Consider the following 23137-nt stretch of genomic DNA (forward strand, 5'->3'; position numbering starts at 1 on the left):
AACCTAGCTACTAACGTCGTCCGAGAAGACCGGGAGATGAGCCATGACGTACCGAGTCACCGTCGACGCCGACGTCTGTATCAGTTCGGGCAAGTGCGTGGCCGACGAGCCCGAGGTGTTCCGGTTCGACGACGACGAGGTCGCCGAGCTGGTGCCCGGCGCCCCCGACCTCGCGGACCGGCGCCTCGTCGAGGTCGCCCGCAACTGCCCGTCCGGGGCGATCCAGGTGTTCGACGGGGACACCGAGATCGACGTGCTCTGACCCCGATCGCTGGGACAGGCCCGACCGCTCAGGCCGGGAGCCGGAGCAGTCGCGCGGCGTTCCCGCCGAGGTCGATCCCCTCGGGGACGTCGTGCGCCCCGGTGTCCCAGCCGGCGAAGTTGGTCCCGAAGACCAGCCGGTCGGCCCCCGCGTGCGCGACGAGCAGCTCGAGCGCGCCCGTGTCGTGCACGTGGGTGTCGAACCAGAGCCGCCGGTAGTAGTGCTCGAAGCCGTGCTCGCGCAGTGCCGGACTCGCCCACGTGCGCTTCTGGACGGCGCGGGCGAACCGCGCGGCGAGGAAGGCCGCCGCCCCGCCGCCGTGGCTGATGCAGACGTCGAGGCCCGGGTGGCGTTCCAGCACGCCGCCGAACACCAGCGCGGCCACGGCGAGCGTCTCGTCGCGGGCGAACCCGAACAGCAGGTCGAGATCGAACCGGCGGAGCCGTGGGTCGTCCGGCGGACCGTCGGCGCCCAGCGGTGTCGGGTGCACGAACAGCGGGACGTCGAGCTCGACGAGTGCCTCGTAGAGCGGGTCGAGCTCCGGGTCGTCGAGGGTGCGCCCGGCCGGGTCGGTGTCGATGTAGACCGCCACCATCCCGAGGTCGCGCACGGCACGCCGGGCCTCGGCCACCGCGGCGGCCACGTCCTGGACGGGCAGCTGCGCCGCGGCGAGCAGCCGTCCCGGATGCTTCGCGGCCACGGCGGCCAGCGCGTCGTTGTGCACCCTGGCGAACGCGGTCGCGTCCGCGGCGGGCAGCTCCCCGAAGTAGGTCAGCGGGTTGGGCGAGAGCAGCTGGACGTCGATCCCGGTCTCGTCCATCGCGGCGATCCGGCGGTCGACGTCCATGAACGGGCTGCCGCGGTACCGGACGCCACGCAGCACGTAGTCGCCGACCCGGTAGAACGGCGTGCCGTCCGCGGTGGTGCCGAGCTCGGGCCCGGCCGGGCCGGCCGCACCCTCGGTGACCTCCAGGACGGCGTGCGCGTGCACATCGACCAGCAGCGGGCGCGGCTCAGACATGGGACATCCGTTCGAGATCCTCCTCGGTGAGGGCGAGGCCCCGGGTCAGCGGGCACGAGGCGAGCATGCGGACCTGGTCGCTGCTGCGCATCGTCCGCTCCGGGATCGGCGTGACCAGGTCGATCCGGCGGCCCTGCTTGATCACCTCGGCGATCCGCTCGCGCTCCTGCAGGATCCGGATGTCGGCCAGCGGGTCGCCGTCGACCACCAGGACGTCGGCGATCCGGCCGGGCTCGAGCGTGCCGAGCTCGCCCTCCATGCGCATGGCGAACGCGCCGTTGCGGGTCGCGGCGACGATCGCGTCCATCGGGCTCATGCCCATGTACTCGACGAACATCTCCAGCTCACGGGCGTGCCACTCGCCGACGGGGGTGACCGCGAACCCGGTCTCCGACCCGGTCAGGAACGGCACCCCCTGCTGGTGCGCCTTGTGCATCTGGGCCGCGGTCACCTCGATCTCGGCGCGGAACACCTTGAGCAGCTCCGGCGCCGAACCGATCTTCGCGCCGTAGTCGGCCAGGTTGCCGAGCAAGGTGAACGTGGGGCACAGGGCCGCGCCCGACTCGAGCACCGCCTCCAGCGCCTCGTCGTCCATGTAGGACGCGTGGTAGATCAGGTCGACGCCGGCGCGGGCCGCGTCGCGGGTGGACTCGGAGTTGCGGCAGTGCGCGACGACCTTCGTGTTGAGCTCGTGCGCGGCGTCGCAGACGGTCCGCAGCTCGTCGAAGCTCCAGACCTTGACCTCGGGGCCCTTCATCGACGGGATCAGCCCGGTGACCATGATCTTGATCCAGTCGACGCCGTACTTGATCTGGCGGCGGATCTCGTTGACCATCATGTCCCGGTTGTGCACCACGGTGGCGTAGCCGGTCCGGCCCTCGTCGGCGATCATCCTGCCCGCGGTGCCGCCGAGCATGGTCATCAGCGCCTGGCCGCCGGCCCGCATGCGCGGGCCCTCCACGATCCCGGTGTCGATGGCGTCGCGCAGCTCGACGCCGATGTTCCACAGGCAGTCCGCGTCGAGGACGCTGGTCACCCCGGCGCGCAGGACCTTGCGCGCGTTGTAGGCGGACAGCATCGAGCTGTACGCCTCGGTGCGGTGGTGGAAGAGCTCGTCGTTGCCGGTCGGCTCGCCGAACGTGAGGTGCGTGTGTGCGTCGATCAGGCCGGGCATCACGGTCCGGCCGGTCGCGTCGATCCGCTCGTCCGGCGGGTTCGCCGCCGCCTCGGAGACCGCCGCCGCACCCGTCGAGTGGATCCGGCCGTCCCGGAGCAGGACGTGCTCGTCGGGCCGGGGCGCGGCCCCGGTGCCGTCGATGACCGTCCCGCCCGTGATGAGGATGCTGTCGCCCATGACACCTCCTGTCGGCTTGTGAGTGGAGAGCCTAGCTACTACCCGCACCCGGTGCCAGGGCACTCGATCCCCGCCGCGTGCGCCGTGCTGTTCGATGCTCTGAACAGGGTATCCGGTATCCGTGCGGGGCGGGTCCGGCGCGCAGCCGGGCTGCGGGACGTCGGGGCGCCGTACCGAGCGGCGCCGGTTAGTAGTGAGAAGCTTGACCACGCTCCGGTCGTCTCTCTAGGTTGTCCACGGGCTCACAAGGAGGTGGGACGTGGCCGCACCGGCGGAGACGCTCCAGGCTGACGTGGTGGTTCTCGGCGCCGGTCCGGGCGGCATGGCGGCCGTCGCCGCCGCGGCGGACGCCGGCGCGACCGTCGTCGTGCTCGAGGCGCAGGAACACATCGGCGGGAACGCCGTCTGGTCCACCGGGTACCTGGCCTTCGTCGGGTCCGCGATGCAGGCCGAGCAGGGCATCGTCGACGACGAGGAGCGGTTCGTCGCGGACGCGCGTGCCCAGGCCGAGCTCCTGGCGGACCGCTACGGCCTCGAGTGGGACGAGGACCTCGTCCGGCTGTTCGCCCGGGAGAGCGCCCGTACCTACGACGACCTGACCGAGCGCGGGGTCCGCTTCACCCGCTTCATCCCGCGACCGCGTCAGCACTCGGTCGACCGGATGGCGGCGGTCGAGGACAGCTGGATGCTCGGGCGTGCGTACACCGCCGACTTCCGGCGCGACGAGGTCACCGTCCGGTACGGCACGGTCGCGGACCGGCTGGTCGTCGAGGACGGCCGGGTGACCGGCGTGCTCGCCCACCGCAGCTCCGACGGCGGGCAGGTCCGGGTCGAGGCACGCCGCGCGGTCGTGCTCGCGACCGGTGGCTACCAGGCCAACCCGGATCTGCGGCGCCGGTTCCAGCCCGGCTTCGCCGCCCGCGGGCCGTACCTGGGCATCGACAGCTGCCGCGGCGACGGCCACCTGATGGGCCAGGCGGTGGGCGGTGACCTCGTGAACATGACCGTGGTGCCGCCGCTGGTCATCGTGTCCTCCTCGGTGGTCGAGGACGCGATCGCGGTCAACCCGGCGGGGGAGCGCTTCCACGACGAGGCCGGACCGTACGAGGAACGGGTCGAACGACTGCGTGCCGAACCCGGGCGCCGGGCCTGGTACGTCGTCGACAGCACGGTCGCGGGGGAGAAGGAGGCGCTGATCGGGCAGATGCCCGAGCCTGCGGTGCAGGCTCCGACCCTGGCCGCGCTCGCCGGGCTCATCGGCGTCCCCGGGGCCGCGCTGGAGAGCACGGTGCAGCGCTGGAACGCCTTCCTCGACGGCGGGGCGGACACCGACCCGGACTTCGGCCGCGTCGTGCTGCCCCCGGGCCGCCGCCGCTGCGAGACCGGCCCGTTCACGGCCGTACCGATGATCGAGGGCATCAACTTCTGCTGCGGCGGCTTCCGCACCACGACCGAGCAGCGGGTGATCGACGTGTTCGGGCGGACCCTGCCGGGGCTGTTCGCGGTCGGCGACTGCGTCGGCGGCCTCAACCCGGTCTCGGATCTCGGGGGGATCCACATCTGCGGCGCGCTGACGTTCGGCCGGCTGGCCGGTCGGGCCGCCGCCCTCGGTGACACCGACGCGGCCGATCACGGATCGGTGCTCCACGCCGGCATGCCCTCCATGCTCGGCACCCGCGTCGCCCTCGTGCACCTCGACGGCCGGCTCGACGCGGCCACCCCGGGCTGACCGCCCGCGGCGACGACCACCCGGCCGTCCGCCACCGCCTTCCCGAGGAGACATCGTGTCCGTCGGAGTGCTGTTCACCCAGGGCCTGGTCACCGGCGAGCCCCGCCACGTCCTCGCCGAGATCCTCGAGCAGGCCGAGGTCGCGGACCGGTCCGGTTTCGCGGCCGCGCTCACCACCGAGCACAAGTACTCCGACGAGTACTTCGGCTCCCCGATCCCGCTCTCGTTCGCGATCGCCGCCCGTACCGAACGCGTGCGGGTCGGCACCGCGATCGCCATCGCACCGCTCTACAACCCGGTGGAGCTCGCCCAGGACGCGGCGATGCTCGACCAGCTCTCCGGCGGCCGGGCCTGGCTCGGACTCGGTGCGGGCTACATGCCGGTCGACTACTCGACGGTCGGGGTGAGCTGGGAGGACCGCGCCCAGCGGTTCGACGAGACGGTCCGGATCCTGCGGGCCGCCCACGGCGCCGAGCGCTTCTCGTTCGACGGGAGCATCTACTCCTTCGACGACGTCGCCGTGATCCCGCGACCGGTGGCCGCCGAGGGGATCCCGCTGCACCTCGCGGCCTGGACCCCGGGCGGGCTGCGCCGCGCCGGCCGGTTGGGCGACGGCTGGATCACCAACGCCCTGATGTCGTTGCCGACGATGACCGCGATGGCCGACGGGTACCGCGCCGCGGCCACGGCGGCCGGTCGCACCCCGCACGTCACCGCGGTCCGCTTCTGCTGGCCCTACACCTCCCGGGCGGCCGCACTCGAGAAGTTCGGCGACACCGCCCTGGCGATGGCGCGCACGCTCTTCGACTACGGGGCGATCACCGACCTCCCCGGCGTCGGTTCGTCCGCCGAGATCACGCTCGAGGAGTTCGTCCGGGACCGGTTCGTCTTCGGCACCCCCGACGAGTGCGTCGAGACGATCCGCCGGTTCTCCGACGACGCCGGCGTCGACGACTTCCTGATGGTCTTCCGGTACCCGACCGGCCCGGACCACGCCGCCGTCATGGAGGCCATGGAGCTCTTCGCGGGAGAGGTCATGCCGCACCTCGCCGCACCGGCGGTCCCGGCGTGACGGCACTGCGGATCGGGCTGATCGGCGTCAACTACGCGCAGGTCACGCACCTGCCGGCCTACCGGGCCCTCGCCGCCGAGGGACTGGTGGAGCTGGTCGCCCTGGCCACCGCGCGACCGGAGACGGCGCGGGCGGCGGCCGACCGGCACGGCGTGCCCCGCGCCCATGTGGGCTACCAGGCGCTCTGCGCGGACCCCGACGTCGACCTGGTCGACATCGTGACCCGGCCCAGCCTGCACCTCGAGATGGCCCGTGCGGCGCTGGACGCCGGGAAGCGGGTGCTGTGCGAGGCCCCGCTCGCCCCGACGGTCGCCGAGGGGGAGGAGCTCGCGACGGCCGCGCGCGACCGCGGGTTCGTCGACATGCAGTCGCGCTTCCAGCCCGGACTGGCCGAGCTCCGCAGGCGGGTGCGCGACGGCTACGTCGGCCGGGTCGACAACGTGGCGGTCACCGCGTTCTACCCCACCTTCACGACCGAGGCGGCGGTCGCCGGGTCGGGGTGGTGCGCCGAGGCGGTGCACGGGGCGAGCTCGCTGCGCGTGCACGGGCTGCACACCGCGGACCTGCTGCGGTGGACGTTCGGCGAGCTGACCGACGTCCGGGGCAGCGCGGCGACCCGTGAGCCCGCCTGGCTCGGCCGGGTCGCCGCCGACAGCGCCGACTCCGCGGCCTGGACCGCACGGACCGCCGACGGCGCGGTGTGCTCGGTGCACACCTCCTGGGTCGCGCCGCTCGGCGCCGGTTTCCGGATGGTGGTGCACGGCTCCGAGGGAGTGCTCAGGGCCGAGGCCGACGGGCACACCGGTCACTTCCCGGTGCGGCTGTGCGGAGCGCGGTCCGGCGACGACGGGGTGCGGGAGCTGGTGCCGGCGAGCGGCGGGCCGGCGAGCGCCTTCGAGGCGCTGGCCCGTGCGCTGGCCGGCGGGGACACCGCGGGCGTCCCGACGTTCGACGACGGGCTGGCCGCGCTGCGGGTCGCCGCGGCGGTGGAGTGCGGTCCCGCGGCCTGACCCGGTACGGGGTGGCGCCGGGCCGGAACGGCGCCACCCCGAGCTTCAGGACATCTTCTGCGCGGCGCTCTCGATCGCCTGACGGATGCGGAAGTAGGTACCGCAGCGGCAGACGTTCTCGATCGCCCGGATGTCCTCGTCGGTCGGTGACGAGGTGCGCTTGAGCAGGTCGACCGCCGCCATGATCTGGCCCGGCTGGCAGTACCCGCACTGCGCGACGTCCTGCTCCAGCCATGCCTCCTGCACGGGGTGCAGGGTGTCGCCGTCGGCGAGCCCCTCGATGGTGGTGACCTCGCGGCCCTCCACGGTGGACACCTTCACCGAGCAGGGGCGGACGGCCTCGCCGTCGAGCAGGCTGGTGCAGGCCTTGCAGACGTCGATGCCGCACCCGTACTTCGGGCCGGTGACGCCGAGCTTGTCGCGCAGCGCCCACAGCAGGGGCAGGTCCTCCGGTGCGTCGACCGTGACGTCGGAGCCGTTCAGGGTGAATCCGTACACGGGCATGGGGTCATCCCTCGGGGAAGGCCGGCGGCGGGAGCAGGCCGGGCGGGATCGGCTCGAAGTCGATCGGGTGGTTGATGGGGAAGCTGCGCGGCCGGGTGCCGGTCGCGCGGGCGTAGGCGTTCGCGATGGCACCGGTCGGTGCGGCCATGCCGACCTCACCGGCACCGCCGATCTGCTCGCCGACCGGCGGCATGATGATGATCTCCAGGTCGTCCGGGAAGTCCTTCTGCCGGGCGAAGTGGTACTCGCTGTAGCTGCCTTCCAGCGGCAGCCCGTCGACCACGTGCAGCCCGGCCCGCAGCGTCAGCGAGATCGCCTCGGCGAGCCCGCCCTGCATCTGCGCCTCCAGTCCGAGCGGGTTGATCGCCCGGCCGACGTCGACGGCCATCACCGCCTTGGTGACCTGCGGGTTCCGCGGGTCACGGCAGTCGAGCTCGACCAGCGCCGCGGTGTAGGCGCGGCTCTCGATGTGCACGCCGATGCCCTGCGCGTGCCCGCTCGGCATGCGGCGGCCCCAGTCACCGGCCTCTGCCACCGTGTCGAGCACGGCGCGGGCCCGTTCGGACTTGAGCGTGGACCGGCGGAACTCCACCGGGTCCACACCGAGCCGCTCGGCGACCTCGTCGACGAACATCTCCTCGCTGCCGCGCGCGGGCTGGTTCGGGACGCTGCGGTAGCTGCTGGTCGGGATGCCCAGCGGGAGCTCGAGCAGCTTCTTGTCGTAGACACCGAAGTTGTAGGGCGACGAGATGAACGTCAGGAAGACGGCCTGGCCGAACGCGTCGTTGACGACGGCCTGGTGGGCGCCCTCCGGGAGGCTGGTGGCGGTGGCGGAGAGGATCTCGCCGAGGCCGTGCCGGAAGTCGGTGGAGACACCGGTGACCCGCTGTTCCAGGGTGGCCACCTGGCCGGCGACGATCGTGGCCCGGAACCGCTGGACGTTGGCGGGCCGGCACCGGCCGTGCCGCATGTCGTCGGTGCGGTGCCACATGAGCTTGATCGGACGCCCGACCTGCTGCGAGATCAGCGCCGCTTCCATGGCCGTGTCGAAGAAGACCCGCCGCCCGAAGGCGCCGCCGCACGGAACGACGTGTGCCGTCACCGAGTCCTGCGGCAGACCGAGCTCGACGGCGATCTTCTGCTGGGCGACGATCGGGGCCTGGAACCCGCTCCAGATCTCGGCACCGTCCGGCCGGACGTCGGCGACCGCGCACTCGGTCTCCAGGAAGGCGTGCGCCGCGGCCGGCCACTCGTAGGTCGACTCGACGGTGATCGCGCCGAGCGGCGGAGCGGCGAAGGGCAGCGACGTCGCCCGGAGCTTCTCCATGATGGACTCGTCGTCCTCGTCCGGGACCGGCCCCGGGGTGAACGTCGCGTCGACCGCGCAGACCGCGGCCCGGGCCTGCTCGAAGGTCTCGGCGACGACCGCGACCCCGCTGGAGATCGTGGTGACCGCGACGACGCCCGGCATCGCCTCGATGTCGCCGCGGTTCGCCACCGAGCGGAACTCGCCGTTCCAGGTCGGGGCCCGGCGGACCATCGTCGGCAGCGCGCCGGGCACGTCGAGGTCCATCGTGAACTTCTTGCGGCCGGTCACGATGTCGAAGCCGTCGACGCGGCGGACGGGCGTCCCCACGATCTCGTGGTCGGACACCGGTTTCGGGAGGACCTCGCCGACCTCCAGGGCGGGATCGGCGGCCGCGAGCGACAGTGCCCCGAAGTCCGTCGACCGGCCGTCCTCGGCGTTCACGGCGCCGCCGGAGGTGCTGAGCTCGGAGGTGGGCACCCCCCACTGCGTGGCCGCCGCCGCGAGCATCCTCGCCCGCGCGGCCGCGGCCAGCGCCCGCACCGGGTGGTAGAAGGCCCGCAGCGTGGAGGAGCCGGCGGTCAGCTGGTTGAGCAGCAGCTCGGGCCGGGCATCGGCGCAGGTCACCACCACCCGTTCCAGGGCCACGTCGAGCTCCTCGGCGATCAGCATCGCCACCGAGGTGGTGATGCCCTGACCCATCTCGATCCGGGGCAGGTCCAGACGGGCCACGCCGTCCTCGCCGATCTCCAGCGTGACCAGCGGCATCGTCGGAGCGGACGCGACGACGAGCGCCTCGCCGATGTCGAAGAACTCCTCGACGCTGGGCGGGGAGGGGAGTGCGGCGGCGGCCGGATCCGCTGCCAGGGAGTCGTAGGTGATCCGGGTGGCGACGGCGAGGGCCGGTACGCCGAGCAGGTAGGTCAGGAACCGCCGGCGACCCATGTTCACCTCGAGCGTGCGAGGCCGGTCGGCGGTGACGGTCGGCGGTGGGTCGTGTGGAGTCATCTGGTCGCTGTTCCTCTGGGTGGGAGCGGGCGCGGCCCGAGTGACGACGTCGCGACCACGAACGCAGCCGGGCCACGATGTCCGGGGGCGTCACTCGTTGTGAGGAAAGTCGCAGTGATCTCGAACCGTCGTCAAGTAGCTAGCGACGCCGGACGCATCGAGAGGGTTGCTCATCGGTGGCACGGCAGGCGCGAGTCGGCCGCAGCGGTCACTCGACCGAGTGAACGAGCTGTGTCCGGGCTCACGGCCTGCGAGGCATCCGGGGCTGCGACCTCCAGGTCGTACTCGGCGGTCACTCGATCCGGTGGCTGTGCCGCTCTGTCGTCGTGCGGTGCACGGCGCCCGACGAACGGTCGGTATCGGCCGCGGATATGGACCATGCCCCACGGCGGGCGTACCGTAGTCAGGAACTGAACGCCGATCTCCGGCCGCGTGTTGCCGGAAGGTGGAGGAGGCACTCGTGGCCGAGAAGTGGGCGGTCGTGACGGGCGCGGGGAGCGGTATCGGCGCGGTGGTCGCCGGCGCGGCGGTCAAGCGCGGGTACCGGGTCGCGGCCTGGGACCTGAACCGCGAGGGGCTCGACGCGCTCGCGGCGGACATCGGCGACGGCTGCGTGACCCGGGCGTGCGACGTGACCGACGAGGCGGCGGTCGAGGCCGCCGTCGCGGACCTGCCCACCAGCCCGGCCGTGCTCGTCAACTGCGCGGGCCTGGTGCGTTTCGGCCCGTTGCTGGACCTGTCGCTGGCCGACTGGGAGCTCGCCCTGCGGGTGAACCTGACCGGCACCTTCCTCGTCGCGCGCACCGTCGCGCGGCGTATGGCGGCGGCCGGGCAGGGCAGTGTCGTGAACATCGCCTCGATCAACGGTGTCGCGGCGGCCCCGCACGCCGGGAGCTACACGGCGTCGAAGGCAGGTGTCATCCGGCTGTCCGAGCAGCAGGCGATGGAGTGGGCCCCGCTGGGGATCCGGGTCAACACGGTCGCCCCCGGTCTGATCGACGCCGGCATGTCCGACGCCATCTACGCCGATCCCGAGGTCCGCCGGGTCCGGGAGGGCGCGGTGCCGCTCAAGCGGCTCGGGACCTCCGACGACATCGCCGAGGCCGTGCTGTTCCTGGCCTCGGAGCAGGCGTCCTACATCACCGGTCAGTGCGTGACGGTCGACGGCGGCCTGACCAAGGCCACCCTCGCGAACCTCCCGCGGCCCGCGTCGATCGACTCGGTGGGCACCGATGGCCCAACCGGTTCCTGATCCGTCGCGCGCCGTCCGGCGGCCGCGCGCCGGCGGGTGGGAACATGTCGGGGTGTCGCAACAGACGGTCATCGACGAGTTGCAGCGCCTCGGTATGACGGGGTACGAGGCGAAGGCCTACTCGGCGCTGGTCGCCGCGGGCGGCCCGCTGAGCGGTTACGAGGTCGCGAAGCGCTCCGGGGTCCCCCGCAGCACCGTGTACGAGACGATCTCCAAGCTGGCCAACCGCGGGGCGGCCTACGAGGTCCGCACCGGTGAGGACGTCGTCAGCTACATCGCGCTGCCGCCGACCGCCCTGCTGGACCGGCTGGGGCGCGAGTTCGACGCCTCGATCGACACGCTGCGCGAGGCACTGCCGCGCCTCGCCGCGCCGACCCACGTGCGGATGATGCACGACCTGCCCGACCGGTCGTCACTGCTGGCCCGGGCCGAGGACGTCGTGACGGCCGCACGCACCGACCTGTTCGTGTCCGGCTTCCCGGAGGAGATCGAGGCCCTCAAGCCGGTGATCCGCCAGGCCGAGGACGCCGGGGTCGACGTGACCGCCGTCGTGTTCGGCGAGGACGACGACCCGGTGGGCCGGACCTTCACCCACCGGTTCTCCGCACCGGAGGTCGTGCTCGAGAACCTGGGCTGCCGGCTCCTCGTGCTCGTCGCCGACCGGGACCAGGCGGTCATCGGCGGCGCGGTCGAGGCCGAGGGCTGGGGTGCCTACACCGACGACCCGGCCGTCGTGCTGGTCGCCGTGGAGTACGTGCGGCACGACATCGCGCTGCACCTCATCGCCGAGCGGTTCGCCACCGCGGACGAGTTCGACACCTTCTGGAACTCCGACCCCACGCTGCGCGGCTTCCGCTCCGACCACGGCGCCCCGGCGGCGCTGCTCAAGCGGATCGGGGTCGGCGGCAAACAGACCCGCCCGGTGCGCGGTCGTCGCCGCCGCGAGCCGCGGATCTCCTGACGCCGTCCGGCGATCCGCGGGCCGCGCCGCCGCTCAGGCCTGGGTGACGCCGAGCCCGAGGCCGCCGTCGATCGTGAGGACGGCACCGGTGTGCCACTCGGCGCCGAGCACGTACTCGACGGCCTCGGCCACCTCGTCGACCGTGCCCGGCCTGCCCAGGGCGTGCGCCGGGCCGAGCGCCTCCATGCGCTCGGCGGCCGTGCTGTCGTCCATCAGGCCCGCCCGCTGGTTGATCTCGGTCAGCACCCCGCCGGGCCGGATGCAGCTCACCCGCACGCCCTGCGGCCCGAGCTCCGCCGCGAGCACGCCGGTGAGTGTCTCGAGCGCCCCCTTGGTCGCCGCGTAGGGCGACGCGCCCGGGAAGGCGCGCTGGGTGTGGACCGACCCGAAGAGCACGACGGCGCCGCCGGTCGCGCGCAGGTGCGGCAGGGCGAGCCCGGTGAGCAGCATCGGGCCGATCGTGTTCGAGGCGAAGACGTCGGTCAGGCCCTCCTCGGTCAGCTCCTCGAGCTGACCCCGGTACATGTTCCCCGCCGCGTGCACGACGGCGTCGAGCCGGCCGCCGTGCGCGAGCGCCGCCTCGACCATGGCCGCCCGGCCCCCGGCATCGGTCACGTCGGCCCGTACCGCGTGCGCCAGCGGGCCCGCCTGCTCGGCGACGGCGGTGACCCGGTCGGCGCGCCGGCCGGCGAGGGTCACGAGGGCGCCGTGCTCGGCGAGCCGGCGGGCCACGGCCGCGCCGATCCCGGACCCGGCGCCGGTGACGAGTACGGAGGCGTTCTGGAGGGGACGGCTCATCGGTGCGGACCTCTCGTCGGTGGGGTCGGCTCGCCTGCGGCTTCACCTGGCGACCTGTAGTCGGTATATTTCTTACCACTACGGCTGACGCAAAGGAGCGGAGCATGGATCGTGCGACGGCACCCGCCGAGCCGGTCGTCCTCGACCGGTACGACGACGTCCGCGAGGCGCTGCGCCAGCGGGACCTGAAACAGGCGCTGTACGACGCGGGCGGCGACGTGATGGCCGGCTCGCTCATCACCCTGCACGGCGAGGAGCACAAGCGCCGCCGGCGTGCGGAGAACCGGCTCTTCCGCCGCGGCACCTTCCGGTGGTGGGAGCTCCACCTCGTGCCCGGCACCATCGAGAGCAGCTACGCGGCCGCACTGGAGCGCGGCCGCACGGACCTGGTCCACCTGGGCCGGCGCACGATCATGTACCTGACGGCCCTGGTCGCCGGGATCGACCCACCCGCCGACGAGGCCGCCGCCGACCGGCTCGAGCGCCTCGCGCACGTGTTCAGCGCCGGCGCCACGGCGGTCCACTCGACCCGCGATCCCGAGGAGCTGCGCCGGGACGTGGAGCGGGCGATGGCCGAGTTCGACGAGGAGTTCCTGGCCCCGGCACGCAGGCGCCGGGAGGACATGCTGGCCGGGCTCGCGGACGGCACGGTCGACGAGCAGGACCTGCCCCGCGACGTGCTGACCGCGGTGCTGCGCAACCGCGACGAGCTCGGGATGACCGATGCCGAGGTGCGCCGCGAGGTCGCGTTCTACCTGCAGGCGGGCTCGCACAGCACCGCCAACCTGTTCACCCATTCCATGCACCGGATCTTCAGCGAGTGGGCCGACCCGGCCTTCGCGGCTCGGCTGACCGACCGCCGGTTCGTGCAGCGGTGCGTGCTGGAGACGCTGCGCCTGAACCCGGCGTCGCCGGTGGCGTGGCGCCGCGTGATGGCCGACGTGACGTTGCGCAACGGACGTGCGCTGCCTTCCGGTTCGCTGGTCGAGCTGGACCTGCGGGCCGCCAACACCGACCCGGCCGTGTTCGGGCCGGACGCCGCGGCGTTCGACCCCGACCGCGTCCTGCCCGACGGGGTGGCGCCCTGGGGGCACTCGTTCGGCGGCGGGATGCACGCCTGCATCGGGATGGAGCTCGACGGCGGTGTGGTCGCCGGATCCTCCGCCGACGGCGAGGAGAACGTCTACGGCACCGTGACGCTGATGGTGGCCGCCCTGCTGGAGGCCGGCGTCCGTCCCGACCCGGACGAGCCGCCGACCGAGGACCGGTCGTCGAGCCGGCCGAACTTCGAGCGCTATCCCGTCGTCTTCGATCCCGCCGCGCGCGTCGCCCACGAGGAGGTACCGGTATGACCACCACCGAACCGCTCACCGAGCCGGTCGTCGTCACCCACTACGAGGAGGCCAAGGAGGTCTACCGGCAGAAGGACCTCCGCCAGTCCCTCTACGACGAGGGCGAGGTCGTCATGGCCGACGTCCTGGTCAACCTGCACGGCCAGGACCACCGCGCCCGGCGGCGGGTGGAGAACCGGATGTTCCGCCGCGACGTCTTCGAGCGGTACGAGCGCGAGCTCTTCCCCGAGGTCATCGCCCGCACCCTCGCGCCCTACCGGGAGCAGGGCCGGGTCGACCTGGTGCAGCTGGGTCACGAGCTGCTGCTCAACCTGGCGGCGCTGACCGCGGGGATCGACCGGCCGCAGGGCACGGCCGAGGAGACGCACCGGCTCTACGCGTACACGATGCTGTTCATCGAGGGGGCCACCCTCGCGCACGCGACCGGGGACAAGGACGAGCTGCGCGCGCGGATCCGGGTGGGTCTGCAGGAGTGGGACGACGAGTTCCTGCAGCCCTCGATCGCCCGCCGGAAGGACCTGATCGCCCGCGTCGCCGCCGGGGAGGAGATCGAGCCGCCCCGCGACGTCCTCTACACGCTGCTGGAGAACTGGGACGAGCTCGGCCTCACCCACGAGGTGCTGCGCCGCGAGATCGCGTTCTTCCTGCTGGCCGGTGCCCATACCACGGCGACGGCGTTCACCCGCTCGATCGACCACATCCTGGGCTGGCTCGCCGAGCACCCCGAGGACGCGGCGGCCGTGCGCGAGGACCCGCTGTTCGTGCAGCGGTGCATCCACGAGACGCTGCGGCTCAACCCGTCCAGCCCGACCGGTCGCCGGCGCGCGCTCGCCCCGATCGAGCTGCGGTCCGGTGTCCGGGTGGCGGAGGGTCAGATGGTCGTGCTGGACCTGCAGCAGGTCAACCGGGATCCGGAGGTGTTCGGTGCGGACGCCGCGCAGTTCAACCCGCGGCGCGAGCTGCCCGCCGGGATCGCGCCGTTCGGCCTGAGCTTCGGCGCGGGCATCCACGTGTGCATCGGGCAGGACCTCGCCGCGGGCGTCATCCCGCGGGAGGGGGCCGACCCCGCGGGGCACCTGTTCGGCCTGCTCACCGGCTCGGTCCAGAGCGTGCTGACCGCAGGTGTGCGCCGGGACCCGGACAACCCGCCGGAGCGGGACCGCAACACGCAGCGCCCGTACTGGGGGACCTACCCGGTGCTGCTCGACGGGTGAGACTCACCCGCCGGGAGCGCGGCGGGTGACCCACACCCAGTCGATCTCCGGCCGGTTCTCGACGAGCGCCGCCTCGACGCGGCGTTCGGCGAGGGCCCACCGGCCGTGGGCACGGTGCAGCACGTCGAGGTAGCGCAGGTGGGCCCGCCACACCCGGCCGTCCCACTCCTCGTGCACGGCCGTGACGTAGGTGGTCGCGCTCGCCCGGTCCGCCACGTCCGGGTCGAACGCGATCCGGCTCTGCCCGAGCTGGTGATGGGTGCGGCGGAAGGCGGCCTGTCCGGCCGCGATCCGGTCCCGGACCGCGTCGCGGCCGGTGACCCGGCCACCGCGGCCGGGCCCGTAGTCGGTGACGCAGTCGGCGGTGAACAGGGCGGCGACGGCGTCGATGTCGTACTCGTCGATGCGTTCGCAGTACTCCGCGAACAGGTCGGCGATCACTGCCCGGTCTGCGGTCCGGACGGCGTCGTGCTGGGACGGGACGGGACTCACGGAGGACCCTTTCCGGGTGCGGGTGCGGGTGCGGGGGCGGTGCGCGGACGGCAGGCGCACCGACGGTCTGGAGCAGAACGTCGTCACAAGGCTAGCGTCGGGTCCGGGTGCCGGAGGGCTCCGGACCGTCACAGCATCGAGGAAGGACGTGGGGAATGGACCTGGGGATCCGGGGCAGGCGGGCCGCCGTGGCGGCCGCCGGGGGCGGGCTGGGCTATGCCTGCGCGGAGGCACTCGTGGCGGAGGGCGCGTCCGTGGTGATCTGCGACGTGTCGGAGGACCGCGCGGCCGCGGCCGCCGAGCGGCTCGGCGGGGGAGCCCGCTGGCTGGTCGCGGACCTGACCGACCCGGAGGCGGCAGGGCGGTTCGTGGAGGAGGCGGCCGCGGCGCTGGGCGGGCTGGACATTCTGCTCGTCAACGGGCCCGGCCCACCACCGGGCACGGTGCTGGAGACCCCGGCCGAGGCCTACCAGGCGGCGCTCGACCGCAGCCTGCTGTCGGTGGTGCGGATGTGCCTGGCCGCGGTGCCGCGGATGCGCGCGGGTGGCTGGGGGCGGATCGTCGCGATCACCTCGCTCGGGGTGCGCCAGCCCTACCCGAACCTCGCGCTGTCGAACACGGCGCGGGCGGGGGCCACCGGCTTCCTGCGCACCCTGGCCCGCGAGATCGCCGCCGATGGGATCACGGTCAACTCGGTGCAGCCCGGCCTGCACGCGACCGACCGCGTGCAGTCGGTGTACGGCGACGGGGAGCTGCTCACCGAGACCCTCGCGACGATCCCGGCCGGGCGTCTCGGCGTGCCGGAGGAGCTGGGCGCGCTGGTCGCGTTCCTCTGCTCTGCGCACGCGGGCTACGTGACCGGGGTGGCCGTGCCGGTCGACGGCGGGGCCTACCAGGCGCTGCTGTGACGGCGGATCGGCTCGATCTCGGCGTGCTGATGATGGAGCCGCTCACCGATGCGGCCCAGTGGCGCGAGCGGATACACCGGGTCGAGGAGGCCGGGGCGACGACGCTGCAGGTCTCCGACCACTTCGACCGGTCACCGGCCAGCCCGCTGCTCGCGCTGGCCGCCGCTGCCCAGCACACCGACCGGCTCCGGCTCGGCACGCTGGTGCTCAACAACGACTTCCGCCACCCGGCCGTGCTCGCGAAGGAGGTCGCGTCGCTGCAGGTGCTCTGCGGCGGGCGGCTCGAGCTCGGGCTGGGTGCCGGGTGGATGACCGAGGACTACGCCGTCTCCGGCATCGTCCGGGAACCCGCCGGACGCCGGATCGACCGGCTCGCCGACACGCTCGCGCTGCTGCGGGCGTTGCGGGACTCCGCGGGCGGGCCGGTGGACCTGGAGAACGCCTCGGTCGGTGTCGTGGGCTTCCGGGACGTGCCCGCCGTGCCGCGGGCACCGGCGCTGCTCGTCGGTGGCGGCGGACCGCGGGTGCTGGGCCTCGCCGCGGCGACCGCGGACGTCGTCGGGATCAACTTCGACGTCCGGGAGGGGCACGTCGGCGGCCGGGCCACCCGGTCCGCGTCGGCCGGGGCGACCGACGAGAAGGTCGCGCTGGTCCGCCGCACCGCCGGTGACCGGCGGCCGGTGCTGCACCTGATGCTGTACTGGGCGGCGGTCACCGAGCGGCCCGAGGACGAGGCGGCGAAGCGGATCGCCGCCGCCGGGCTCGACCTGGAGCCGGCCGAGCTGCTGGCGTCGCCGCACTGTCTGATCGGCCCGCGCTCCGCGCTGCGCGAGCGGGTGTGCGAGCTGCGCGAGCGGTGGGGATTCGGCTACGTCAGCTGCTACGAGGCGGACCTCGACGCGGTGGCGCCGCTGGTCACCGGTGGTTGAGCGCGGTCACCGGGACTGAGCGGGCTCGCCGGAGACTGAGCGGGCTCACCGGCGGCTGAGTGCGGTCACCGGGGGGTGAGGGGTGCCGTCCGGTGCGCGAGCCGCGGGAGGACGCCGCGGCCGAGCGTGCGGATGCGGGCGAGCTGCACCGCGGGGTCCGGCTCGGGGAACAGCACGCGCAGGACCACGTGCACCTCCGCCCAGTCCGACAGCCGGTCGAACACCGCGTCGATGCCGCGCACGACCTGCTCGGCAGAGCCGCTGACCTGGAAGTACTCGTCGATCGAGCCCTGGAGCAGGCCGCCGTCGGCGGTGGAGCCGGTGCCGGTGCCGGTGCCGGTGAGTCCGGCGTAGACCTCCCGGCCGGTCTGGATGGACTCGTACATGCGCTGCTGTGCGGCGAACCCCGTCCGGGCCGACTCGGCTCCACCGCCGGGTGCGTCGAGCGCGACCGTCACGATCACCGCGCGGGCGAAGCCGGGCTCCGCGGGATCGCGCACCGGCCCGAGGTGGGCCGAGGCGTCGTCGATCACGCCCGGCTCCCCGCGGCCGACGAGGTGGCCGTCCGCGACCCGGCCCGCCCGGGCCACGGCGCGCGCCGCGTAACCGCCCAGCCAGACGGGGATCCGGCCGGCGGGCGGGGGCGTGACCCGCACGTCGTGCAGCCCCAGCTCCGGTGCCGAGAACGGCTCGCCCGTCCAGGCCCGGCGCAGCATCGGCACCAGGGCCTCGAGCCGGTCCCCGCGGCCGGCACCGTCCACGCCGAAGGCCCGGTACTCGTGCTCGGCGTAGCCGAGGCCGAGACCGAGGATCAGGCGCCCGCCGCTCAGCCGGTCGACGACGGCCGCGTCCTCGGCGATCCGCAGCGGATGGTGCAGCGGCGCGATCAGCAGCCCGGTGCCCAGCCGGATCCGGCTGGTCGCGCCGGCGAGCGCCGCCAGCAGGACCAGTGGTGAGGGGAGGTAGCCGTCGGGGATGCCGTGGTGCTCGCTGACCCAGAAGGAGTCGAAACCCGCCTCCTCGGCGGCGGCCGCGAGCGCGGGTGCGTCGCGCAGGTCGCCGCCCTGGCCGGTGTAGAGCGCGACGCCGACCTCGTGCCGGGCGGTCACGGTGCTGCGGTTCCGTCGACGGTGAAGGCCACCCGCGGAGTGTACTGCCTAGCGGCGGCATCGCCTCGGCTGAACGAGGTCGTGGATCGATCGTCCTGGCCGGCCGGAGCTCCTGTTCGAGCGTCCGGACCGCTGCCGTCGGCGAGAGCCGGTCCAGACGGTTGACTGCTAGTAGTCATGTTTATAACGTCTCTTGCGTGGCACCTGTCACGACACCGCCGTCCGGACCCAGGAGTGCGCAATGACCCATGTCGACAGCCCCGTCAGGGGTGACACCGACCGCGCCGTGCGCCGGACCGTTCTCGGTGGTGTCGTCGGCTCGTTCGTCGAGTTCTACGAGTTCTCGGTGTACGCGGCGCTGGCCACGACGCTGGCGGTGGTGTTCTTCCCGACCGCGGCCCCGTCCACCGCGCTGCTGTCCACGCTCGCGATCTTCGCGGTGGCGTTCTTCGCCCGGCCGCTGGGTGGCTTCGTCTGGGGTGCGATCGGCGACCGGATCGGCCGCAAGCGCACGCTCGCGCTGACCGTCCTGATGATGTCGGTGGCGACCGCGTTGATGGGCGTGTTGCCGGGCTACGCGACGATCGGCGTGCTGGCACCGATCCTGCTGATCACGTTGCGGTTCCTGCAGGGCTTCTCCGCAGGCGGTGAGATCTCCGGCGCGGTGTCGTTCGTCGCCGAGCACTCGCCCGACGAGCGCCGGGGCTTCCTGGTCGGCCTGATCCCGGTCGGGGCCGTGTTCGGCACCCTGCTCGGCAGCGTGCTCCCCGCGGCACTGCTGCTGTCCCTGACCCCGGAGCAGATGCAGTCATGGGGATGGCGGATCCCGCTGCTCCTGGCGCTGCCGATGGGGATCATCGGCCTCTACGTGCGGAGCAAGCTCGACGAGACCCCGCACTTCCAGGCCCTGCGCGCCGAGCGGGGACGCTCGGAGAACCCGGTGGCCGCGGTGCTCAGCGGTCGCGAGCAGCGCCGGCTGCTCGTGCGGGCGTTCCTGATCATCGCCGTCAACGCGTCGTCGTTCTACATGATCGTCGGGTACCTGCCGAGCTTCGCCACCAAGAGCCTCGGTCTGACCGGATGGCAGGCGTTCGCGCCGTCGGTCATCGCGCTGACCGCGTGCGTCGTGGCGCAGATCGCCGCCGCCCGTGCCTCCGACCGCCTCGGTCGCCGGCCGCTCCTCGCGGGCAGCACCATCGCGTTGCTCGTGCTGTCCTACCCGGCCTTCGCACTGATCACCTCGGGCTCGTTCGGCCTGATCGTGATCGGCCTGGTGATCTTCGGAGCGTCGGCGGGCGCCTGCGCCTCGGTGATCAACCCGACGGTGGTCGAGATGTTCCCGACCCGGGTGCGGGTGAGCGGGCACGGCATCACCTACAACCTGTCCGTGGCCCTGTTCGGCGGGTCGGCGCCCTACATCCTGACCTGGCTGGGCGAGGTCACCGGCAGCACGATGGTCGGGGCGTTCTACGTCATGTTGCTCGCACTCGTGTCGCTGCCGGCGATCCTCGGGCTGACCGAGACGGCACGCCGGCCGCTGCGCGCCACCTGACCCGCGCCACCTGACCCGCGCCACCTGACCGCCCCGCGCCACTGATGGCGCGAGGCGGTCGGCCGGTCAGACCGCGCGTGCCCGGAACCGGCGCAGCCGCAGGCTGTTGGCGACCACGCACACCGAGCTGAACGCCATGGCTGCCCCCGCGATCATGGGGTTGAGCAGGCCGAGCGCGGCGAGCGGGATGGCGGCGGTGTTGTAGGCGAAGGCCCAGAACAGGTTGGTCCTGATCGTGCGCAGGGTCCGGCGGGAGAGCCGGACCGCGTCGGCGGCGGCGCGGAGGTCGCCGCGGACCAGCGTGATGTCGGAGGCCTCGATGGCGACGTCGGTGCCGGTGCCCATGGCCAGGCCGAGGTCGGCCCGGGCGAGGGCGGCGGCGTCGTTGACGCCGTCGCCGACCATCGCGACGGTTCGGCCGTGGCCCTGCAGCCGTTCGATCACGGCGAACTTGTCGGCGGGCAGGACGTCGGCGATGACCGTCTCCGGCCCGACGTCGATGCCGACCTCGGCGGCGACCGCCTCGGCCACGGCGCGGTTGTCACCGGTGAGCAGGATCGGGGTGAGCCCGAGGCGGCGGAACTCGGCGACCGCCGCGGCGGAGGTGTCCTTGACCGTATCGGCGACGACGAGTACGGCGCGGGCCCTGCCGTCCCAGGCGACCGCGATGGTCGTGCCACCGCGGGCCGCCTCCCGGGCGGCGGTGTCGGCGAGCTCGCCGGTCAGCGGGACCGACCACTGCTCGAGCAGCCGGGGCCGCCCGACCAGGACGGTGTGGCCGTCGACGGTGCCGGAGACGCCGAGACCCTCGTGGTTGGCGAAGTCCTCGACCCCGGGCAGGTCCGGGACGCGTTCGGTGGCCGCGGCCGTGACGGCGGTCGCGATGGGGTGCTCGGAGGCCTTCTCGAGTGCGCCGGCCAGCCGCAGCGCCTCATCGGCGTCGACGCCGTCGTCGGTGTGCACGGCGCGCAGCGCCATCCGGCCGGTGGTGACGGTGCCCGTCTTGTCGAGGACGACCGTGTCGACCGTGCGGGTCGACTCGAGGATCTCGGGGCCCTTGATGAGGATGCCCAGCTGCGCGCCGCGCCCGGTGCCGACCAGCAGGGCCGTCGGTGTGGCGAGGCCGAGCGCACACGGGCAGGCGATGATCAGGACGGCGACGGCGGCGGTGAACGCCGCGGTGGCACCGGCGCCGGCGCCCAGCCAGAACCCGAGCGTCACGACGGCGATCGTGATGACCACCGGCACGAACACCGCGGAGATGCGGTCGGCGAGCCGCTGGACGGCGGCCTTGCCGTTCTGGGCGTCCTCGACGAGCTTCGCCATCTGGGCGAGCTGGGTGTCGGAACCGACCCGGGTGGCACGCACGACCAGGCGCCCGCCGGCGTTGACGCACGCGCCGACGACGGTGTCGCCGGTGGTCACCTCGACCGGGACGGACTCGCCGGTCAGCATCGAGGTGTCCACGGCGGAGCGTCCCTCGACCACCTCGCCGTCGGTCGCGATCTTCTCCCCGGGCCGGACCACGAAGCGGTCGCCGACCGCGAGATCACGGACCGGGATCCGGCGCTCGGTGCCGCTCGCGTCGAGCACCGTGACGTCCTTCGCGCCCATCTCCAGCAGCGCACGCAGCGCGGCACCGGCGCGCCGCTTGGACCGCAGCTCGAACCAGCGCCCGGCCAGCACGAACGTGATGACCCCGGCGACGACCTCGAGGTAGATGTTGCCCGCACCGTCGCTGGGCGAGACCGACAGCTCGAACGGGTGGGTCATGCCGGGGATGCCGGCGGTGCCGAGGAACAGGGCGTAGGTCGACCAGGCCAGCGCGGCCGTGGTCCCCAGGGACACGAGGGTGTCCATCGTGGCGGCGCCGTGGCGGAGGTTGGTCCAGGCCGCCCGGTGGAACGGCGCCCCGGACCAGGACCAGATCGGCACCGTCAGCACGAACGCCGCCCACTGCCAGTTCACGAACTGCCAGGCGGGCACCATCGACAACGCGATCACCGGCACCGCCAGGACGGCGGCGATGACGAGCCGGTCGCGCAGCAGCAGCGCGGCGGCGTCACCGTCGTCGTCCCGGTCCTCGGCGGCGTCCGGCGAGGCCGGCGGCGTCGCGGTGTAGCCGGCGGCCTCGATGGTGGCGACGAGCGTGCCGGTCTCGACCCCGTCGGGCGCGGAGACCTTCGCCTTCTCGGTGGCGTAGTTGACCGTGGCGGTGACGCCGTCCAGCTTGTTGAGCTTGCGCTCGACCCGGTTCGCACAGGAGGCGCACGTCATTCCGCCGACGGCGAGCTCGATCTCCTGGATCGTGCCGGCCGCGCTACCGGGCTGCGGGATCGTCGTGGCCATCAGTGGCCCCCTTCGGCGTGCTCGTGGCCGGCTCCGGCGGGCGCAGGCGCGGGCGCGGAGGCCGGGCCGCCCGTGGGGACGGTGAACTGTACGGTGCGGACCTCGCCGTCGTGCCGGAAGTCCAGGAACAGCCGGTAGGTGCCGGCGGACGGGACCTCGGTCCGGAACGTGATGCGCGGGCCCGCGGTGGTGCTCCCGTCACCGGGCGCCCCGTCCGGATGGACGTGCAGGTAGCCGAGGTCCCCGGTGCGCAGCGCGACCAGATGGCCGTAGGCGCCGAGGTAGGGCTGCAGGTCGGTGACGGGTGCGCCGTCGCGGGTGACGGTGAGGGTCACGTCTCCCGAGCGCCCCGGGACGAGGTCGCCCTCGAGCGTGACGGCGTAGCCGCCCGGCGCAGTGGCGGTCCGGTTCGGTGCGGGTGCCACGGGGGTGAACTGCCCCGGTACGGACAGGTCGACGCCCAGGGTGGTGGGTGCACCACCGGTGGGGGCGAAGTCGGCGAACGCCCGGTAGGTACCCGCCCCGGCGAGCGTCACCGGGGTGCGCCAGGTCCCGTCGCCGGACATCGTCGGGTGCAGGTGCTGGAAGTCCGCGGTGTCGCGGCGGACCAGGATCAGGTGCATCCGCTTGTCGTGGGCGACGTCGAAGCCGGTGACGGGGGCACCGTCGGGGCCGGTGACGCGGAATGCGAGCTCGGTCGCGGTCCCCGCGGGCAGCGTCGTCGAGGCGGGCACCAGCGTGTACCCGTTCTCGGTGCTCGCCAGCCCGGCGGGACCGGCGTGCGTGGCCGGCGCGGGCGGCGGTGGGGCAGGGGGCCCGGTCGCCGGGCGCAGGTGGTCGACAGGTGTGTCCAGGGTGGAGCCGGCGACGAACGCGACGGCCCCGAGCAGGACGACCGCCGCGCCGTACGCGGACAGTCGTGCGGCTGTGTTCATGATGGGAGGCCTTCTCCTCG

The 23137-nt window shown here is 73.4% G+C and carries 20 protein-coding genes; 11 read left to right on the plus strand and 9 right to left on the minus strand.

All coding sequences use genetic code 11. From position 1 onward, the window contains the following. The first annotated feature begins 43 nt into the window (after positions 1 to 43). Entirely contained in the window at positions 44 to 262 is a 219-nt protein-coding gene (locus tag JOF36_RS11115) for a ferredoxin (RefSeq protein WP_210026613.1), read from the plus strand. 28 nt (positions 263 to 290) lie between these two features. On the opposite strand, the gene JOF36_RS11120 is transcribed toward JOF36_RS11115, so the two are convergent. After that, complete coding sequence (locus JOF36_RS11120) at positions 291 to 1283, minus strand: amidohydrolase family protein (protein ID WP_210026615.1); 993 nt, start codon at positions 1281 to 1283, stop codon at positions 291 to 293. Then, positions 1276 to 2637, minus strand: a complete 1362-nt coding sequence (locus tag JOF36_RS11125; protein WP_210026617.1) for a metal-dependent hydrolase family protein — start codon at positions 2635 to 2637, stop codon at positions 1276 to 1278. The genes JOF36_RS11120 and JOF36_RS11125 overlap by 8 nt, the downstream gene beginning before the upstream one ends. Before the next feature lie 259 nt (positions 2638 to 2896). Here JOF36_RS11125 and JOF36_RS11130 point away from each other — a divergent pair, with 259 nt between their 5' ends. Genes JOF36_RS11130 through JOF36_RS11140 form a run of 3 tightly spaced genes read left to right on the plus strand, consistent with a single transcriptional unit; the run spans position 2897 to position 6448 of the window. After that, complete coding sequence (locus JOF36_RS11130; protein WP_307862317.1) at positions 2897 to 4366, plus strand: FAD-dependent oxidoreductase; 1470 nt, start codon at positions 2897 to 2899, stop codon at positions 4364 to 4366. Positions 4367 to 4421: 55 nt separating this feature from the next. Next, positions 4422 to 5438 (plus strand): LLM class flavin-dependent oxidoreductase, encoded by a 1017-nt coding sequence (locus JOF36_RS11135; RefSeq protein WP_210026619.1) that lies wholly within the window; start codon positions 4422 to 4424, stop codon positions 5436 to 5438. Then, entirely contained in the window at positions 5435 to 6448 is a 1014-nt protein-coding gene (locus JOF36_RS11140; protein ID WP_210026620.1) for a Gfo/Idh/MocA family protein, read from the plus strand. Before JOF36_RS11135 ends, JOF36_RS11140 begins: the two co-directional genes overlap by 4 nt. A gap of 45 nt (positions 6449 to 6493) precedes the next feature. Here JOF36_RS11140 and JOF36_RS11145 read toward each other — a convergent pair whose 3' ends face one another. Next, positions 6494 to 6952, minus strand: a complete 459-nt coding sequence (locus tag JOF36_RS11145; RefSeq protein WP_210026621.1) for a (2Fe-2S)-binding protein — start codon at positions 6950 to 6952, stop codon at positions 6494 to 6496. Between the two features lie 4 nt (positions 6953 to 6956). After that, positions 6957 to 9266 carry a xanthine dehydrogenase family protein molybdopterin-binding subunit gene (locus tag JOF36_RS11150; RefSeq protein WP_210026622.1) on the minus strand — a complete coding sequence of 770 codons (2310 nt, stop codon included), beginning with the start codon at positions 9264 to 9266 and terminating at the stop codon, positions 6957 to 6959. A gap of 460 nt (positions 9267 to 9726) precedes the next feature. Here JOF36_RS11150 and JOF36_RS11155 point away from each other — a divergent pair, with 460 nt between their 5' ends. Together JOF36_RS11155 and JOF36_RS11160 are read left to right on the plus strand one after the other, a co-directional pair. After that, on the plus strand, positions 9727 to 10518 hold the full coding sequence (locus tag JOF36_RS11155; RefSeq protein WP_210026623.1) for an SDR family NAD(P)-dependent oxidoreductase: 792 nt from the start codon (positions 9727 to 9729) through the stop codon (positions 10516 to 10518). A 52-nt stretch (positions 10519 to 10570) separates the two neighbouring features. Beyond that, a complete protein-coding gene (locus JOF36_RS11160; RefSeq protein WP_307862318.1) occupies positions 10571 to 11479 on the plus strand; it encodes a TrmB family transcriptional regulator in 909 nt (302 codons plus the stop codon). Positions 11480 to 11512: 33 nt separating this feature from the next. Here JOF36_RS11160 and JOF36_RS11165 read toward each other — a convergent pair whose 3' ends face one another. Further along, the gene (locus JOF36_RS11165) at positions 11513 to 12277 is read right to left on the minus strand and encodes an SDR family NAD(P)-dependent oxidoreductase (RefSeq protein ID WP_210026625.1); all 765 of its coding nucleotides are present in this window, start codon (positions 12275 to 12277) and stop codon (positions 11513 to 11515) included. Between the two features lie 104 nt (positions 12278 to 12381). Between JOF36_RS11165 and JOF36_RS11170 the strand changes: the two genes are divergently transcribed. Together JOF36_RS11170 and JOF36_RS11175 are read left to right on the plus strand one after the other, a co-directional pair. Then, a complete protein-coding gene (locus tag JOF36_RS11170) occupies positions 12382 to 13629 on the plus strand; it encodes a cytochrome P450 (protein WP_210026627.1) in 1248 nt (415 codons plus the stop codon). Then, complete coding sequence (locus tag JOF36_RS11175; protein WP_210026628.1) at positions 13626 to 14843, plus strand: cytochrome P450; 1218 nt, start codon at positions 13626 to 13628, stop codon at positions 14841 to 14843. Before JOF36_RS11170 ends, JOF36_RS11175 begins: the two co-directional genes overlap by 4 nt. Positions 14844 to 14846: 3 nt before the next feature. Here JOF36_RS11175 and JOF36_RS11180 read toward each other — a convergent pair whose 3' ends face one another. Beyond that, on the minus strand, positions 14847 to 15335 hold the full coding sequence (locus tag JOF36_RS11180; protein WP_210026629.1) for a nuclear transport factor 2 family protein: 489 nt from the start codon (positions 15333 to 15335) through the stop codon (positions 14847 to 14849). 155 nt (positions 15336 to 15490) lie between these two features. Here JOF36_RS11180 and JOF36_RS11185 point away from each other — a divergent pair, with 155 nt between their 5' ends. Together JOF36_RS11185 and JOF36_RS11190 are read left to right on the plus strand one after the other, a co-directional pair. Then, entirely contained in the window at positions 15491 to 16243 is a 753-nt protein-coding gene (locus tag JOF36_RS11185) for an SDR family oxidoreductase (RefSeq protein ID WP_210026630.1), read from the plus strand. After that, positions 16240 to 17172, plus strand: coding sequence for a TIGR03621 family F420-dependent LLM class oxidoreductase (locus tag JOF36_RS11190; protein ID WP_210026631.1), 933 nt, complete (start codon positions 16240 to 16242; stop codon positions 17170 to 17172). Before JOF36_RS11185 ends, JOF36_RS11190 begins: the two co-directional genes overlap by 4 nt. 65 nt (positions 17173 to 17237) lie before the next feature. Here JOF36_RS11190 and JOF36_RS11195 read toward each other — a convergent pair whose 3' ends face one another. Next, positions 17238 to 18281 carry an LLM class flavin-dependent oxidoreductase gene (locus tag JOF36_RS11195; RefSeq protein ID WP_210026632.1) on the minus strand — a complete coding sequence of 348 codons (1044 nt, stop codon included), beginning with the start codon at positions 18279 to 18281 and terminating at the stop codon, positions 17238 to 17240. A gap of 241 nt (positions 18282 to 18522) precedes the next feature. On the opposite strand from JOF36_RS11195, the gene JOF36_RS11200 reads away from it, so the two are divergent. Next, positions 18523 to 19833, plus strand: coding sequence for an MFS transporter (locus JOF36_RS11200; protein ID WP_210026633.1), 1311 nt, complete (start codon positions 18523 to 18525; stop codon positions 19831 to 19833). Positions 19834 to 19899: 66 nt separating this feature from the next. Here the strand turns inward: JOF36_RS11200 and JOF36_RS11205 are convergent, their stop codons facing one another. Together JOF36_RS11205 and JOF36_RS11210 are read right to left on the minus strand one after the other, a co-directional pair. After that, a complete protein-coding gene (locus JOF36_RS11205) occupies positions 19900 to 22182 on the minus strand; it encodes a heavy metal translocating P-type ATPase (protein WP_210026634.1) in 2283 nt (760 codons plus the stop codon). Then, the gene (locus JOF36_RS11210) at positions 22182 to 23117 is read right to left on the minus strand and encodes a DUF8832 domain-containing protein (protein ID WP_210026635.1); all 936 of its coding nucleotides are present in this window, start codon (positions 23115 to 23117) and stop codon (positions 22182 to 22184) included. The genes JOF36_RS11205 and JOF36_RS11210 overlap by 1 nt, the downstream gene beginning before the upstream one ends. Positions 23118 to 23137: the final 20 nt, after the last annotated feature.

Source organism: Pseudonocardia parietis, assembly GCF_017876315.1.
Classification (GTDB): Bacteria; Actinomycetota; Actinomycetes; order Mycobacteriales; family Pseudonocardiaceae; genus Pseudonocardia; species Pseudonocardia parietis.